This is a genomic window from Actinotalea ferrariae CF5-4 (assembly GCF_000603945.1).
Classification (GTDB): Bacteria; Actinomycetota; Actinomycetes; order Actinomycetales; family Cellulomonadaceae; genus Actinotalea; species Actinotalea ferrariae.
Genome location: NZ_AXCW01000015.1, coordinates 1 through 15,310, shown reverse-complemented (window position 1 = coordinate 15,310; position 15,310 = coordinate 1). Strand labels below are relative to the sequence as shown.

The 15,310-nt window shown below is 75.4% G+C and carries 13 protein-coding genes; 11 read left to right on the top strand and 2 right to left on the bottom strand.

Annotation, left to right across the window (positions count from 1 at the left end; translation table 11 throughout):
* Nucleotides 1-506: 506 nt before the first annotated feature.
* Nucleotides 507-1,601, top strand: a complete 1,095-nt coding sequence (gene pheS, locus N866_RS02710; protein WP_052022297.1) for a phenylalanine--tRNA ligase subunit alpha — start codon at nucleotides 507-509, stop codon at nucleotides 1,599-1,601.
* Nucleotides 1,601-4,174: a phenylalanine--tRNA ligase subunit beta gene (gene pheT, locus N866_RS02705; protein ID WP_034222254.1), complete on the top strand. Its 2,574-nt coding sequence runs from the start codon at nucleotides 1,601-1,603 to the stop codon at nucleotides 4,172-4,174. The genes pheS and pheT overlap by 1 nt, the downstream gene beginning before the upstream one ends.
* 98 nt (nucleotides 4,175-4,272) lie before the next feature.
* Here pheT and N866_RS02700 read toward each other — a convergent pair whose 3' ends face one another.
* Nucleotides 4,273-4,818 carry a GNAT family N-acetyltransferase gene (locus N866_RS02700; RefSeq protein WP_155855168.1) on the bottom strand — a complete coding sequence of 182 codons (546 nt, stop codon included), beginning with the start codon at nucleotides 4,816-4,818 and terminating at the stop codon, nucleotides 4,273-4,275.
* Entirely contained in the window at nucleotides 4,815-5,798 is a 984-nt protein-coding gene (locus N866_RS02695) for a quinone oxidoreductase family protein (protein WP_034222251.1), read from the bottom strand. Before N866_RS02695 ends, N866_RS02700 begins: the two co-directional genes overlap by 4 nt.
* A 110-nt stretch (nucleotides 5,799-5,908) precedes the next feature.
* Between N866_RS02695 and argC the strand changes: the two genes are divergently transcribed.
* From argC to N866_RS02650, 9 genes are all read left to right on the top strand, one after another.
* A complete protein-coding gene (gene argC, locus N866_RS02690) occupies nucleotides 5,909-6,958 on the top strand; it encodes an N-acetyl-gamma-glutamyl-phosphate reductase (RefSeq protein WP_034222248.1) in 1,050 nt (349 codons plus the stop codon).
* Complete coding sequence (argJ, locus tag N866_RS02685) at nucleotides 6,955-8,118, top strand: bifunctional glutamate N-acetyltransferase/amino-acid acetyltransferase ArgJ (protein WP_034222246.1); 1,164 nt, start codon at nucleotides 6,955-6,957, stop codon at nucleotides 8,116-8,118. Before argC ends, argJ begins: the two co-directional genes overlap by 4 nt.
* Nucleotides 8,115-9,068 (top strand): acetylglutamate kinase, encoded by a 954-nt coding sequence (gene argB / locus N866_RS02680; RefSeq protein ID WP_034222244.1) that lies wholly within the window; start codon nucleotides 8,115-8,117, stop codon nucleotides 9,066-9,068. Before argJ ends, argB begins: the two co-directional genes overlap by 4 nt.
* A complete protein-coding gene (locus N866_RS02675) occupies nucleotides 9,065-10,351 on the top strand; it encodes an acetylornithine transaminase (protein WP_052022296.1) in 1,287 nt (428 codons plus the stop codon). The genes argB and N866_RS02675 overlap by 4 nt, the downstream gene beginning before the upstream one ends.
* Nucleotides 10,348-11,280: an ornithine carbamoyltransferase gene (argF, locus tag N866_RS02670; RefSeq protein WP_034222242.1), complete on the top strand. Its 933-nt coding sequence runs from the start codon at nucleotides 10,348-10,350 to the stop codon at nucleotides 11,278-11,280. The genes N866_RS02675 and argF overlap by 4 nt, the downstream gene beginning before the upstream one ends.
* Complete coding sequence (locus tag N866_RS02665) at nucleotides 11,277-11,798, top strand: arginine repressor (protein ID WP_034222239.1); 522 nt, start codon at nucleotides 11,277-11,279, stop codon at nucleotides 11,796-11,798. The genes argF and N866_RS02665 overlap by 4 nt, the downstream gene beginning before the upstream one ends.
* Nucleotides 11,799-11,868: 70 nt before the next feature.
* On the top strand, nucleotides 11,869-13,125 hold the full coding sequence (locus N866_RS02660; RefSeq protein ID WP_034222237.1) for an argininosuccinate synthase: 1,257 nt from the start codon (nucleotides 11,869-11,871) through the stop codon (nucleotides 13,123-13,125).
* Nucleotides 13,118-14,584 carry an argininosuccinate lyase gene (gene argH / locus N866_RS02655; protein WP_034222235.1) on the top strand — a complete coding sequence of 489 codons (1,467 nt, stop codon included), beginning with the start codon at nucleotides 13,118-13,120 and terminating at the stop codon, nucleotides 14,582-14,584. The genes N866_RS02660 and argH overlap by 8 nt, the downstream gene beginning before the upstream one ends.
* Nucleotides 14,569-15,231 carry a uridine kinase family protein gene (locus N866_RS02650; RefSeq protein ID WP_052022295.1) on the top strand — a complete coding sequence of 221 codons (663 nt, stop codon included), beginning with the start codon at nucleotides 14,569-14,571 and terminating at the stop codon, nucleotides 15,229-15,231. Before argH ends, N866_RS02650 begins: the two co-directional genes overlap by 16 nt.
* Nucleotides 15,232-15,310: the final 79 nt, after the last annotated feature.

Sequence of the window (15,310 nt, the reverse complement as noted above, 5' to 3'; positions counted from 1 at the left end):
CGTCGACCCCCTGGCGGCCCCGGTCCGTGCGCTCGGGGTCTACGAGGGCCCGTCCTGGACCGTGGACGCCATGCGGCTCGTGCGGTCCGACCTGGGCCAGGGCAGGGGCGGTGCCGCCCTGCACACGGACGTCGCCCGCCTCCGGCTCGGCGCGCGCCCGTGAGGCTGCGGCCGAGTGAGGCTCTCGGGTGCGGGCACCCCAAGCCCGTACGGATGAGCCTCCGGGCGTCGGCGCAGGTCCGCGGCCCTGTGCCATGATGACCGCCATGACCCGTCCCGCCCCGCACGACGGCACCGCCTCGCGCGGCGCTGCGTTGGGCGGCCCGAGCGGGCGAGAGACGGGCCGATTTAGCCGGCCCGCCCTGGGCCTGCCCCGCTGACGCCGTGCCCCTGCGCACCGGCCGGACCTGACGGTCCACCCAGCGAGGGACGCGGAGGCCCCGGCGCGGGCGCCACTAGACTCCCCAGCCGGCCGTAGCCGCCCGTCAGCCCCCGAGAGGCCCCTGATGTCTGCCATCCCACCGCCCGACGGCGTGCCGTCGGGTCCTGCTCCCACGCTGTCGCCGCTCGACGCCTCCGGGGTCGACGCCGCCGTCTCGGCCGCCCTCGCGGCGTTCGGCGCCGCCCGCGACCTGGACGAGCTCAAGGCCGCACGTCTCGCCCACGGCGGTGACCGCAGCCCTCTCTCCCTGGCCAACCGGGCGATCGGTGGACTCGCGCCGCACGACAAGGCGGAGGCGGGGCGCCGGCTGGGCGCGGCCCGCGGCCAGGTCGCCGCGGCGCTCGCCCGACGTCAGGAGGAGCTGGAGGCCGAGCGCGACGAGCGCGTCCTGGTCGAGGAGGCCGTCGACGTCACCCTGCCCGCCGGTCGTCGGCCGGTCGGCGCCAGGCACCCGCTGCAGCTGCTCCAGGAGCGCATCGCGGACGTGTTCGTCACGATGGGGTGGGAGATCGCGGAGGGACCCGAGGTCGAGGCGGAGTGGTTCAACTTCGATGCGCTGAACTTCGGCGTCGACCACCCGGCCAGGCAGATGCAGGACACGTTCTTCGTGGCCCCGCCGGCCGGGGAGGCGGACTCCGGGCTGGTGCTGCGGACGCACACCTCACCCGTCCAGGCCCGGACCCTCCTCGAGCGCGACCTCCCCGTCTACATCGCGTGCCCGGGCAAGACCTTCCGCACCGACGAGCTCGACGCGACCCACACGCCCGTCTTCCACCAGGTCGAGGGGCTCGCGGTCGACAAGGGCCTCACGATGGCGCACCTCAAGGGGACGTTGGACCACTTCGCGCGCGCGGTGTTCGGCCCGGAGGCCCGCACGCGTCTGCGGCCGTCCTTCTTCCCGTTCACGGAGCCCAGCGCCGAGATGGACCTGTGGTTCCCGCAGAAGAAGGGCGGCCCCGGCTGGGTGGAGTGGGGTGGCTGCGGCATGGTCAACCCCAACGTCCTGCGGGCGTGCGGCGTGGACCCGGAGGTGTACTCGGGCTTCGCCTTCGGCATGGGCATCGAGCGCACGCTCATGTTCCGCCACGGCATCGCCGACATGCACGACATGGTCGAGGGCGACGTGCGGTTCTCCCTCCAGCTCGAGGGGACGATCTGATGCCGCGCATCCCGCTGACGTGGCTCGCCGAGCACGTCGACCTCCCGGCGGGCACGACCGCCGAGCAGCTCGCCGCGGACCTCGTGCGGGTGGGCCTGGAGGAGGAGGCCGTCCACGGCGCTGCCGTCACCGGTCCGCTCGTCGTGGGTCGCGTCGTCGAGCGCACGCCCGAGCAGCAGAAGAACGGCAAGACGATCAACTGGTGCCGCGTCGACGTCGGCAGCCACAACGAGGTCGCCGACGACGGGACGCTGCGTCCGCGCGGGATCGTGTGCGGCGCGCACAACTTCGAGGTCGGCGACCTCGTCGTCGTCGCGCTGCCCGGCGCCGTCCTGCCCGGGCCGTTCGCGATCGCGTCCCGCAGGACGTACGGGCACGTCTCCGACGGCATGATCTGCTCCGCGAAGGAGCTCGACCTCGGCGAGGACCACGACGGGATCATCGTGCTCTCCCCGGACGACGTCGACGCGGCACCGGGGGACGACGCGAAGGCGCTCCTCGGGCTCGGCGAGGAGGTCCTGGAGATCAACGTGACCCCGGACCGGGGGTACTGCTTCTCGATGCGCGGGGTGGCCCGCGAGTACGGGCACTCGACCGGGGCGGCGTTCCGGGACCCGGCCGTTCTCGCCGAGGCCGACGCCCGGCCGTCGACCGGCGACGGCTTCGAGGTCCAGGTCGAGGACCGGGAACCGGTCCACGGCGTCCCGGGCTGCGACCGCTTCGTCGCGCAGGTGGTCCGCGGGGTCCGCGCCCACGGACCGTCCCCGGCGTGGATGCAGCGGCGTCTGACGCAGGCCGGGATGCGACCCATCTCCCTGGCGGTCGACGTGACGAACTACGTCATGCTCGACCTCGGTCAGCCGTTGCACGCCTACGACCTCGCGCAGGTCTCCGCCCCGATCGTCGTCCGCCGTGCCGGCCCCGGCGAGCAGCTCCGCACGCTCGACGGGACGCTGCGCGACCTCCACCCCGAGGACCTGCTCATCACCGACAGCCCGGCGCGGGTCGGGCGCGCGGGGCGCGTCCTGGGCCTCGCCGGCGTCATGGGCGGCGCGGAGTCCGAGGTCACCGACGCCACGACGGACCTGCTCATCGAGGCCGCGCACTTCGACCCGGTGTCGGTGGCGCGGACGGCCCGCCGGCACCGCATCCCCAGCGAGGCGGGACGTCGCTTCGAGCGGGGCGTGGACCCGCGGCTGCCGCGCGTCGCGGCGCGTCGGGCTGTCGAGCTGCTCCTGCAGCACGGCGGGGGTACGGCGGACGAGTCGGTCACGGACCTGGACCGGACGGCGCCGCCGACGGTCGTGGACCTGCCGCTCGACCTGCCTGCGCGCCTCGTGGGTGTGCCGTACACGACGCAGGAGGTGACCGAGACCCTCACCGACATCGGCTGCTCGGTGGAGGTGGGCGACGGGACGGCCCGCGTCACGGTGCCCAGCTGGCGCCCGGACCTCGTCGTCCCGGTCGACCTGGTGGAGGAGGTGGCCCGCCTGCGGGGGTACGACGCCATCCCGTCGGTCGTGCCGCAGGCCCCCGCCGGCCGCGGGCTGACCCGGGCGCAGCTCGCCCGCCGTGGGGTGGCCGACGCCCTGGCCGCCGCCGGGTTCGTCGAGGTGCTCAGCTACCCGTTCGTCGGTGCGCACCAGCACGACGCCCTCGCGCTTCCGTCCGACGACGCGCGCCGCCACGCCGTCCGCCTGCTCAACCCGCTGTCGGACGAGCAGCCGGAGATGCGCACCCACCTGCTCGTCACCCTGCTGGAGACGGTGCGGCGCAACGTCGGGCGCGGCCTGACCGATCTCGCGCTGGTCGAGACGGGCCTGGTCACGCGACCGGGCCCCGCCGCCTCGCCCGCCCCGCAGCTGCCGGGCGGCGTCCTGCCCACCGCCGACCAGCTCGCGGCCCTCGACGGCGCCGTGCCGCCGCAGCCGCGTCATGTCGCGGGCGTGCTCACCGGCCTGCGCGAGCCGGCCGGGTGGTGGGGGTCCGGGCGTCGGGCGGACCACACCGACGCCGTCGAGGCCGCACTGCTCGTCGGCCGCTCCGTCGGGGTACCCCTGACCGTCAGCGCCGGCGCGGTCGCCCCGTGGCACCCCGGTCGGACGGCCGAGGTGCGGCTGCCCGACGGCACCGTCGTGGGCCACGCCGGCGAGCTGCACCCGCGCGTCGTCGCAGCCCTGGAGCTGCCGGCCCGCACCGTCGCGTTCGAGCTGGACCTGGACGCCGTGCTGGCGGTGGCCCCCACCGAGCCGGTCCAGGCCGTGCCCGTGTCGACCTTCCCCCCGGCGAAGGAGGACATCGCCCTGGTGGTCGCCGAGGACGTCCCCGTGGGTGACCTGCTGGCCGCCGTCCGGGCCGGCGCGTCGTCGTCCGAGGCGGGCGACCTCCTCGAGGAGCTGCGCGTCTTCGACGTCTACCGCGGCGCCCCGGTGCCCGACGGGCACAAGTCGGTCGCGTTCTCGCTCCGGCTGCGCGCGGCGGACCGCACGCTCACGTCCGCCGAGGCCGCCGCCGTGCGCGAGTCGGCCGTGGCGGAGGCACACCGCCGGCACGGCGCGTCACTGCGCGCCTGACGTCGCGCGACCGAGGGCCGACCGCTCCGCTCGAGCGGTCGGCCCTCGCGGCGCGTTGCCCTGGGCCACCCCAGCGCCCGGGCCGGCTCGGGCTCCGGTCAGCCCCGCAGGGCCGTCGGCGGATGCCCGGACAGGACCGCGGCCTGTGCCGCGAGCAGGGCGACCTCGACCGTGCCGCCGGTCGTCCGCTGCGTCCCGACCTGCTCGAAGCCGAGGCGTCGGTGGAACCGGAGCGACCCGGGGTTCGGCGGCTCCAGGTTGACCTCGCACGTGACCTCGGCCAGCCCGAGCGCGTCGGCACGGCCGGCGGTGGCGGCGTAGAGCGCCCGTCCGAGCCCGCGGCCGTGGGCGGTCGGCGCGACGACGATCCGGTCGACGTAGAGCGAGCCGGGACGGTGGGCGCTGAACCACCGGTAGTTCTCGCTGGCGTACGCGGCGCCCGGTGCGAGGGCGAGCAGGAAGCCCGCCGGGCCCGTCACGTCGTCGGCGACGAGGGCGACGGCGCACCGGGGGACGTGGGCCGCGAGGCCGTCGAGGCCCAGGGCGTTGACCGCGGGCACCGCCGCGTCGTTGAGCGCGGCCAGCACGGGCAGGTCGTCGTCCCGGAGGTCCCTGATCACCACGCCGATGCTCGCACGGGTCACGGGACGAGCAGCACCTTGCCCGTCGTCCGGCGTCCTTCGAGCGCGCGGTGCGCCGCGGCGGCGTCGGCGAGGGGGAAGCGCTCGCCCACGCGGACCTGCAGCGAGCCGTCGGCCACGCGCCCCAGCACGTCGCTCGCGCGCCCGAGCAGCTCCTCGCGCGTCGCGATGTAGTGGGCCAGGAAGGGCCGCGTGAGGAACACCGACCCCGCGGCGTTGAGCCGCTGCGGGTCGACCGGCGGCACGGGTCCGGACGAGGCGCCGAACAGCGCCAGCCCGCCGCGAAGCCGCAGGCTGGCCAGGGACGCGTCGAACGTGCTGCGTCCCACCCCGTCGAAGACCGTGTGCACGCCCCCCGCCGTGAGCTCCCGGACGAGAGGCGGGAGCTCGGCGGTGAGGTCCCCGAGGGCGTCGTACCGGATGACGTGCGCCGCGCCGGCGTCCCGGGACAGCTCCGCCTTGGCCTCCGTGGACACCGTCGTCACGACGCTCGCCCCGCGCGCCGTCGCGAGCTGGGTGAGGAGGAGGCCCGTGCCGCCGGCCCCGGCGTGGACGAGCACGTGCTGGCCCTCGGTGACCGGGAAGGTCGAGGCGACGAGGTACTGGGCCGTCATGCCCTGCAGGAGCGCCGCCGCCGCGACGTCCGCGGGCAGGTCCTCGGGCAGGGGGACGAGGGCGTCGGCGTCGACGGCCGTCTGCTCGGCGTAGGTGCCGTCGCTGCCGGACACCCACCCCACGCGGTCGCCGACCCGGACGGAGGTCACGTCGTCCCCGACGGCGAGCACCCGGCCGGCGCCCTCGGACCCCACCACGTGCGGGAAGGGCATGGGGTAGCGCCCGGCCCGCCGGTACGTGTCGACGAAGTTCACGCCGGCGGCCTCGACGGCGACGACGACCCGGCCCGGCACCGCGGTCGGGTCCGGACACTGCTCGACGCTGAGGACCTCGGGCCCTCCGGGGGTGGTGGCGAGGACGGCACGCATGAGTGCAGGGTAGACACGACAGGCTCCGGCAGGCCGCCCCGTGTCGCCGGCGGACGCGCGCGGGGAGTCCCCGCCGCCGATCGATGCATAGACGTGTATAGTCATGCACCATGACAGTGAGGGTGGCCGTGTCCGGCGCGAGTGGGTACGCCGGGGGAGAGGTGCTGCGTCTCCTCACGACCCACCCCGACGTCGAGATCGGCGCGGTCACCGCCCACTCCTCCGCCGGCGAGCGCCTCGGGGCGCACCAGCCCCACCTGCGTTCGCTCGCCGATCGAGTCATCGAACCGACCACGACGGCGACCCTCGCGGGGCACGACGTCGTCGTCCTCGCCCTGCCGCACGGCGCCTCCGCGGCCGTGGCCGCCGAGCTGGGCGACGACACGCTCGTCCTGGACTGCGGCGCGGACCACCGGCTCACCGACGCCGACGCGTGGACGGCGTTCTACGGCACGCCGCACGCCGGGACCTGGCCCTACGGCATGCCCGAGCTGGTCCTCGACCACGGTGAGCGGCGCCAGCGGGACCTCCTCGCCCACGTCCGCCGCGTCGCCGTGCCGGGCTGCAACGTCACGGCCGTGACCCTGGGGATCCAGCCGGGGATCGCCGCGGGCGTCGTCGAGGCCACGGACCTCGTCGCGGTGCTCGCGGTCGGCTACTCCGGGGCCGGCAAGGCGGCGAAGACGCACCTGCTCGCCTCCGAGGGGCTCGGGGCCGCCGTCCCCTACGCGGTCGGCGGGACGCACCGGCACATCCCCGAGATCGAGCAGAACCTGCGGGCGGTCGGGGCGGCCGAGGTGTCGGTGTCCTTCACCCCGACCCTCGTGCCCATGGCCCGCGGCATCCTCGCGACGACGACGGCGCGCCTGGCCCCCGGGGCGGACGCGGCAGCCGTGCGCAGCGCCTGGGAGGACACGTACGCCGGTGAGCCGTTCGTCCAGGTGCTGCCCGAGGGCCAGTGGCCCACGACGGCCGCGACCGTCGGCGCGAACACGGCCCTGGTGCAGGTCGCCGTCGACGAGCGAGCCGGCAGGGTCGTGACCGTGACGGCGCTCGACAACCTCGTCAAGGGCACGGCGGGCGCCGCCGTGCAGTCCATGAACCTCGCCCTCGGCCTGCCGGAGACGACCGGCCTGCCCGTCGAAGGAGTCGCCCCGTGAGCGTCACCGCCCCCCAGGGGTTCCGCGCGGCCGGTGTCGCTGCGGGCCTGAAGTCCTCCGGCGCCCTCGACGTCGCGCTGGTGGTGAACGAGGGCCCCGCCCAGGCCGCCGCGGCGGTCTTCACGACGAACCGCGTCCAGGCGGCCCCCGTCCTCTGGTCGCGCCAGGCCGTCGCCGACGGCGTCGCGCACGCGGTGGTGCTCAACTCCGGCGGCGCGAACGCCTGCACGGGGTCCGACGGCTTCCTCGACACGCACCGGACCGCGGAGCACGTGGCGGACCTGCTGGCCTGCTCGGCGGGCGACGTGCTCGTCTGCTCGACCGGCCTGATCGGCGAGCGGCTGCCGATGGACCGGCTCACCGCCGGCGTCGACGCGGCCACCGCCGCACTCGCGGCCGACGGGGGTGCGGATGCCGCCCGCGCCATCATGACGACCGACAGCGTCCCCAAGACCGTCGTCGTCGAGCGGGACGGCTGGACGGTCGGCGGCATGGCCAAGGGCGCCGGGATGCTCGCCCCGGGGCTCGCGACCATGCTGTCGGTCCTGACCACGGACGCCGACGCGAGCGCCGAGGACCTCCGGGCCGCGCTGCGGCAGGCCGTCCGCACGACGTTCGACCGCGTGGACTCCGACGGCTGCATGTCGACCAACGACACGGTGGTGCTCCTGGCGTCCGGGGCGTCGGGCCGCGCGGTGGGCCGCGAGGAGCTCACGGACGCGGTCACGGCGGCGTGCGCCGTCCTGGCCCGCGCGCTCGTGGCGGACGCCGAGGGCGCCAGCCACGACGTCGCCGTCACGGTCGTCAACGCGTCCGACGAGGACGCCGCGGTGGCCGTCGCCCGCGCGGTGACGCGCTCGAACCTGTTCAAGGCGGCCGTCTTCGGCAACGACCCGAACTGGGGCCGGATCCTGTCCGCCGCGGGCACCGTCCCGGTCGAGGTCGCGCCGTTCGAGGCGGACCAGGTGGACGTCACGATCAACGGCGTCCAGGTGTGCCGGGCCGGCGGTGTGGGGGAGGACCGCACGCTCGTCGACCTCGCCGCCCAGCGCGAGGTGCGCGTCGAGATCGACCTGCACGCCGGGTCCGCCACGGCCACCGTCTGGACCAACGACCTCACGCACGACTACGTCCACGAGAACAGCGCGTACTCCACATGAGCCACCACCCGCCCTCGCCCGCCGACGACTCCTTCGACACCGGCGCGCACCTGCGCGCCGACCAGAAGGCCGAGGTCCTCATCGAGGCCCTGCCGTGGCTCGAGCGGTTCCGCGGCGCGCTCTTCGTCGTGAAGTACGGCGGCAACGCCATGGTCGACGAGGACCTCAAGCGGGCGTTCGCCGAGGACATGGTCTTCCTGCGGCTGTGCGGGCTGCACCCGGTCGTCGTGCACGGCGGCGGGCCGCAGATCTCCTCGATGCTCGACCGGCTCGGGATCGCCAGCGAGTTCCGCGGAGGGCTGCGCGTCACCACCCCCGAGAGCATGGACGTGGTCCGGATGGTCCTCACGGGGCAGGTCTCCCGCGAGCTGGTGGGCCTCATCAACGCCCACGGGCCGTTCGCGGTCGGGATGTCGGGGGAGGACGCGGGCCTCCTCCGAGCCCAGCGGCGCACCGCGGTCGTGGACGGCGAGCCCGTGGACGTGGGGCAGGTCGGCGACGTCGTCGGCGTGGACCCCACCGCGGTGCGGGACCTGCTCGACGCCGGCCGCATCCCCGTGATCAGCACGGTGGCGCCCGACGTCGACGACCCGACGCAGGTGCTCAACGTCAACGCCGACACGGCCGCCGCCGCGCTCGCGATCGCCCTCGGGGCGCGCAAGCTCATCGTCCTCACCGACGTCGAGGGCCTCTACACGGACTGGCCGGACCGGTCGTCCCTGGCGCGGCGGATCGGGGCGAGCCGGCTGGCCGAGCTCCTGCCGCGGCTCGAGTCGGGCATGGTCCCGAAGATGGAGGCGTGCCTGCGGGCCGTGACGGGGGGAGTCCCGGCCGCGCACGTCGTGGACGGCCGGCAGGCCCACTCCGTCCTCGTCGAGGTGTTCACCCAGGAGGGCGTCGGCACCATGGTGCTGCCCGACGACCAGGCGCCCGAGGGGGGCCAGGCATGACCGACCACCCGACGGCGCTGCCCGCCGAGGTCACCGCGGCGCTGTCCGGGCTGCCGTCCGCGCTCACGGAGCCCGGCACGGCCGGCGTGTGGGCGGAGCGCTACGGCCACGCGCTCATGAACACCTTCGGCGCACCGCGGAGGGTCCTCGTCCGCGGCGAGGGGCCGTACGTCTGGGACGCCGACGGCGCCCGGTACCTCGACCTCCTCGGCGGCATCGCCGTCAACGCCCTGGGGCACGCCCACCCGACGCTCACCGCGGCCATCTGCGCCCAGCTCGGGACGCTCGGGCACGTCTCCAACTTCTTCGCGACCCCCACCCAGGTCGCGCTCGCGGAGGCGCTGCTGCGGCTCAGCGGTGCGGCGGAGGTCCCGGGGTCCCGGGTCTTCCTCGCCAACTCCGGCACCGAGGCCAACGAGGCGGCCTTCAAGATGGCCCGGCGCACCGGACGGCCCCGCATCCTCGCGCTCGAGGGGGGCTTCCACGGCCGGTCGATGGGCGCGCTGGCCCTGACCCACAAGCCCGCGTACCGCGCGCCCTTCGAGCCGCTGCCCGGCGGGGTGGAGTTCCTGCCGTTCGGGGACACGGCCGCGCTCGAGGCGGCGATGGCCGACGACGTCGCGGCGCTCGTCGTCGAGGTCGTGCAGGGCGAGGCGGGCGTACGCCCGCTCCCGCCCGGCTACCTGGCGCACGCCCGTCGGCTGACGACCGATCACGGTGCGCTGCTCGTCGTCGACGAGGTCCAGACGGGCGTCGGGCGGACCGGTCACTGGTTCGCCCACCAGGACCCCGCGCTCGGCGGGGGCGTCCTGCCGGACGTCATGACGCTCGCCAAGGGCCTCGGCGGGGGGTTCCCGGTCGGGGCGGTCGTCGCCTACGGGGAGGCCGCCGCGACGCTCCTCGGGCCGGGCCACCACGGCAGCACCTTCGGGGGCAACCCGGTCGCGGCCGCCGCGGCGCTCGCCACGCTCGGCGTCATCGAGCGTGACGGGCTGCTCGACCAGGTCCGCGCCGTGAGCGCCCGGCTCGTCGCCGAGCTCCGCACGGTTCCGGCGGTCGTGGACGTCCGCGCGGCGGGCCTGCTCGTGGCCGTGGAGCTCGGCGGGGAGGTCGCCGCCGACGTGGCGGTCCAGGCGCTCGACGCCGGCTTCGTCGTCAACCCCGTGACGCCGACGGCGCTGCGGCTGGCCCCGCCCCTGGTGCTGACGTGGGAGCAGGTGAGCCCCTTCGTGGACTTCCTGCGCTCGCTGCCCGCGCCGGCCGACCGGACGGAGGACGCATGACCCGCCACTTCCTGCGCGACGACGACCTCGCCCCCGCCGAGCAGCGTGAGGTCCTCGAGCTCGCGCTGCGGCTCAAGGCCGACCGGTTCGCGGCCCAGCCGCTGGCGGGCCCGCGCGCGGTCGCGGTCCTCTTCGACAAGCCGACCCTGCGCACCCAGCTCTCGTTCACCGTCGGCGTCGCGGAGCTCGGCGGCTTCCCCCTGGTCGTCGACGGCAACCTGGCGCAGATCGGCGTCCGCGAGTCCGTCGAGGACACGGCGGGCGTGCTCGGCCGCCAGGTCGCCGCGGTGGTCTGGCGCACGTTCGACCAGGCGCGGCTCGAGGTGATGGCGCGCCACGCCGGCGTGCCGGTCGTGAACGCCCTCACCGACCAGTTCCACCCGTGCCAGGGGCTCGCGGACGTGCTGACCGTCGCCGAGCACGCCGGTGGGCTCGACGCGCTGGCCGGCCGCACCTTCGCCTACGTGGGCGACGGCGCCAACAACATGGCGCACTCCTACCTGCTCGCCGGCGCCACCGCCGGGATGCACGTGCGGGTGGGGACGCCGGCGGGCCGACGCCCGGACCCGCAGGTGGTGGACCGGGCCGCGGAGATCGCCGCGGGGACCGGCGGCTCGGTGACAATCGTGCACGACGCGGTCGCCGCGGTCGTCGGGGCGCAGGCCGTGGCCACCGACACCTGGGTGTCGATGGGCGACGCGACGACGGCGGCCGAGGCGGAGGCGCTCTTCGGACCGTTCCGTCTCGACACGGCGCTCCTGGCGCGGGCAGAGCCGGGGGCCGTGGCGCTGCACTGCATGCCGGCCTACCGGGGCAAGGAGATCGCCGCGGAGGTGATCGACGGCCCGCGCTCCGTCGTCTTCGACGAGGCGGAGAACCGCCTGCACGTGCAGAAGGCGGTGCTGACGTGGCTGCTGGAGCACTCGTGAGCGCGACGGAGGCGACGAGCGTCCCGACGACGAAGGCGGCGCGGCACGCCCTGGTGGCCCGCCTCCTGGCGCGCACCGCCGTCCGCTCGCAGGGCGAGCTGGCCGCGGCCCTGGCCCGGGAGGGCGTCCACGTCACGCAGGCGACGCTCTCCCGCGACCTCGTCGAGCTGCGCGCCGTGCGCATCCGCACGGTCGACGGCACCCTCGCCTACGCGCTGCCCGGCGAGGGCGGCGACCGCACGCCCCACGCGGGCCAGGACGTGGAGCAGCTCGCCGCGCGCCTGGCCCGGCTGTGCGCCGAGCTCCTCGTCACGGCGGAGGCCTCGGGCAACCTCGTCGTGCTCCGCACCCCGCCCGGAGCCGCCCAGTTCCTCGCCTCCGCGATCGACCACTCCGTCCTCCCGGCGGTGATGGGGACGATCGCCGGGGACGACACGGTCCTCGTCATCTCCCGCGAGGTCGACGGGGGCGACGCCGTGGCGCGACGCTTCCTCGAGCTCGCGAGCGACGGCGCCTGACCCGGCCGCTGCACCGCCCACCGACCTGACGACCCCCGCACCCACCCACCACAGCTGAGGATGAACCCCCATGACTGAACGCGTCGTGCTCGCCTACTCCGGCGGTCTGGACACCTCCGTCGGCATCGGCTGGATCGCCGACGCCACCGGCGCCGAGGTCATCGCCGTCGCCGTCGACGTCGGCCAGGGCGGGGAGGACCTCGAGGTCATCCGCCGCCGGGCGCTGGACTGCGGCGCCGTCGAGGCCTACGTGGCCGACGCCCGCGACGAGTTCGCGACCGAGTACTGCATGCCCGCGCTCCAGGCGAACGCGCTGTACATGGACCGCTACCCGCTGGTGTCGGCGCTGTCCCGGCCCGTGATCGTCAAGCACCTCGTGCGTGCGGCGCGGCAGTTCGGCGCCACGACCGTCGCGCACGGCTGCACCGGCAAGGGCAACGACCAGGTGCGCTTCGAGGTCGGCATCACGTCGCTCGCGCCGGACCTGCGCTGCCTCGCCCCGGTGCGGGACCTCGCGCTGACCCGCGACAAGGCGATCGAGTACGCCAACCGCAAGGCGCTGCCGATCGAGACGACCAAGCACAACCCGTTCTCGATCGACCAGAACGTCTGGGGCCGCGCCATCGAGACCGGCTTCCTCGAGGACATCTGGAACGGCCCGACGAAGGACGTCTACACGTACACCGACGACCCCACGTTCCCGCCGGTCGCCGACGAGGTGACGATCACCTTCGAGCAGGGCGTCCCGGTCGCGATCGACGGTGTGCCGGTCACCCCGCTCCAGGCGATCCAGGAGATGAACCGCCGCGCGGGCGCCCAGGGCGTCGGCCGGATCGACATCGTCGAGGACCGCCTGGTCGGCATCAAGTCGCGGGAGGTCTACGAGGCGCCGGGTGCGATGGCGCTCATCGCCGCCCACCAGGAGCTCGAGAACGTCACGGTCGAGCGCGAGCAGGCCCGCTTCAAGCGCGGCGTGGAGCAGCGCTGGACCGAGCTGGTCTACGACGGCATGTGGTTCTCCCCGCTCAAGCGCTCGCTGGACACGTTCGTCGCGGATACGCAGCGCTACGTCAGCGGTGAGGTGCGGATGGTGCTCCACGGTGGGCGCGCGACCGTGACGGGCCGCCGCAGCGAGGCGAGCCTCTACGACTTCAACCTCGCGACGTACGACACGGGGGACACGTTCGACCAGTCCCACGCCAAGGGCTTCATCGAGATCTACGGCCTGACCGCCAAGCTGTCCGCCGCGCGCGACGTCCGCTTCGGCAACGGCGTCGACCTCGGGTCCGGTGCCCTGCCCGCCGCGGAGGCGACGGCCGATGCCTGAGCCGACCGGCGAGGCCGGCACCCCGACGACGGCGCCCGTCACGGCGTCGTCGTCGGGCTCCGCCGCCCTGTGGGGGGGCCGGTTCGCGGGCGGCCCGGCCGACGCGCTGGCCGAGCTGTCCCGCTCGACCCACTTCGACTGGCGGCTCGCCCGGCACGACATCCGCGGGTCGCAGGCCCATGCGCGCGTCCTGCACGGCGCCGGCCTGCTGACCGCCGAGGAGCTCGCGGGCATGCTGGACGCTCTCGCGCGCCTGGACGCCGACGTCGTCTCCGGCGCCTTCACGCCGGACCCGGGCGACGAGGACGTCCACACGGCGCTGGAGCGCGGGCTCATCGAGCGCGCCGGCAGCACGCTGGGCGGCAAGCTGCGGGCCGGCCGTTCGCGCAACGACCAGATCGCGACGCTCGTGCGGATGTACCTGCGCGAGCATGCGCGGGTGGTCGGCGGCCTCGTCCTCGACGTCGTGGACGCGCTGCTGGACCAGGCGGCGGCCCACCCCGGGGCGCCGATGCCGGGCCGGACGCACCTGCAGCACGCGCAGCCCGTCCTCCTGGCGCACCACCTCCTGGCGCACGCGTGGCCGCTGATGCGGGACGTCGAGCGCTGGCGGGACTGGGACCGGCGCGCGGCGCTGTCCCCTTACGGCTCGGGAGCGCTCGCGGGGTCCTCGCTGGGTCTGGACCCCGCGGCGGTCGCCGCGGACCTGGGCTTCGACGGCCCCGTGGAGAACTCGATCGACGGGACGGCGAGCCGAGACGTCGTCGCGGAGTTCGCGTTCGTGGCGGCGATGACCGCCGTCGACCTCTCGCGGCTGTCCGAGGAGGTCATCCTCTGGGCCACCAAGGAGTTCGGGTTCGTGCGGCTCGCCGACGCCTACTCGACCGGGTCGAGCATCATGCCGCAGAAGAAGAACCCGGACGTGGCCGAGCTCGCCCGCGGCAAGGCCGGGCGGCTGGTCGGCGACCTCACCGGCCTGCTCACGACGCTCAAGGGCCTGCCCCTGGCGTACAACCGGGACCTGCAGGAGGACAAGGAGCCGGTCTTCGACCAGGTCGACACGCTCACCGTGCTCCTGCCGGCGGTCGCGGGCATGGTGGCCACGCTCGAGTTCGACACGGCCCGCATGGCGTCGCTGGCGCCGCAGGGCTTCTCGCTCGCGACCGACGTCGCCGAGTGGCTCGTGCGGCAGGGGGTGCCCTTCCGGGTGGCCCACGAGGTCGCCGGGGCGTGCGTCCGCGCCTGCGAGGACCGCGGCATCGAGCTGTGGGACCTGACCGACGACGACCTCGCGGGTCTCAGCGAGCACCTGACGCCCGAGGTCCGCGACGTGCTCAGCGTCGAGGGCTCCCTCGCGTCGCGCTCCGCGACGGGCGGCACCGCGCCCGTGCGCGTGGCCGAGCAGCTCGGGCTCGCGCGCGAGCGGGCCGCGACGCTGCGGGGGTGGACGACGGCGTGACCTCGGTCGGTGCCCTCGCCGCGCGCGTCCTGGCGACGCCGCCGCGGCTGGGCACGGTCCGTCTCGTCTGCGTCGACGGGCCGGCGGGCTCCGGCAAGACGACGCTCGCCGCCCGTCTTGCGGAGGCCCTCCAGGGACGCACACCGTCGTCCGACGGCGCGGAGGTGCTCGCCGCCGGGGCCGTGACGCCTCCGCCGTCGCAGGACCCGGCCCGACCGGGCGGCGTCCACGTCGCCGTCGTGCACATGGACGACCTCTACGAGGGCTGGGCTGGCCTGGACGGCGTCGCGGAGCGGCTCGTGACGCAGGTGCTGGAGCCGCTCGAGGCGGGCCGGCCAGGTCGTTACCGGCGGTTCGACTGGCTGACCGGCCGGTTCGCCGAGCACGTCGACGTCCCGGTGCCCGACGTCCTCGTGGTCGAGGGCTGCGGCAGCGCGCCCCGCGCGACGGACGGCCGTACCGTCCTCCTGGTGTGGGTGGAGGCCCCGGCGGGGCTGCGCCTGCGCCGAGGGGTGGAGCGGGACGGCGAGGCGCTGCGCGCGGAGTGGGAGCGGTGGATGGTCCAGGAGGCGGCGCACTTCGCCGGTGAGGGCACGCGGGCGCGCGCGGACGTCGTGGTCGACGGCACGCGGCCGCTCGAGCCGTGACCCCCCGGCCGTCCCACGGCGCGGACGACGGCACTCCCGCCTCGGCGCCGGTCGACAGGGCCGGCGGCTCGGCGGCGGG